Annotated in this window: 1 protein-coding gene; it reads right to left on the bottom strand. The window is 38.7% G+C overall.

From position 1 onward, the window contains the following. Nucleotides 1-343: 343 nt before the first annotated feature. Nucleotides 344-904: hypothetical protein (locus QI30_RS20775; RefSeq protein ID WP_158621115.1), on the bottom strand; the 561-nt coding region annotated here is incomplete at its 5' end.

Below are 904 nucleotides of genomic sequence, written 5' to 3'. Positions count from 1 at the left end.
ATATATAATCAGTTTAACTGATGAATTTTTAAATTTCAAGTTGTTTGTTTTTATATTTAATTTTCAATGAAATAATGTACCTTTTAACTTTATAAAGCATACAAAATAAACTTAACGTTCCCAAATCAAAGTTTGGGGGCATACTAAAAAGGCAGGAATGTTGTTAAATCAACGTTTCTGCCCTTTCTTATGGAACATTGTTTATGCGTGATTTTATGCACGTTTTTAAAAAGCCTTTCCTGACAATCGTTTAAGCGTATCTTCGTGATGATCGCACTTCTTACAATCTTGCATAAAATCCTGCATATCCTTAGCGTATGTTTTGCGCGTTTTGTCGGCAGGACTAGGAACGTTTTCGCTTCTGATTCGATTCAGGCTGCTGTTTCATTCGCTGACGCTGCGCCTGCAACTTTTCATACTCTTCATATTCGAGCTCATCCAAAATCCGATCAATCGCTTTTCCTTTAAAGAACTGCTCAAATAAAAATGGTGCACCGTACACTTTTAACTGCTTCCCGCCGAACGTATCATTGTAACGAACAACCCCGTCCTTTGTCTGTACAACCGTAATGGCTAAATGACGATTGGCCTCTTCTTCTGATAAAATACCTTCCCCGATGCAATCACTTAATACAAATGCTCGGTAACGAGGGTGATTGAGGTCCTTCACTAGCCTTTCTTCTAACTGCTTTTGCAATGCTAATAACTCGTAAGGCGACGCCTGTTCACCTTTTAAAATCGCAATATCATATTGTTGCTTAGTTGTTAAATAACGATCCACCATTTGCAGCTGCTCTTTTTCGTACTTTTTCGGTGGCGTCCGAGGAAAATCATCTAGCTGCTCCTTTGTAAATGCCTCTCCGTAATAATCCATGGCTGTTACAAGCCATTCACGCTCTACAAG

The sequence above is a fragment of the Candidatus Kurthia intestinigallinarum genome, from assembly GCF_003991225.1.
GTDB lineage: Bacteria > Bacillota > Bacilli > Bacillales_A > Planococcaceae > Kurthia > Kurthia populi.
Note: the sequence above shows the minus strand (reverse complement) of the source record. Positions and strands in the feature narration are given on the sequence as shown.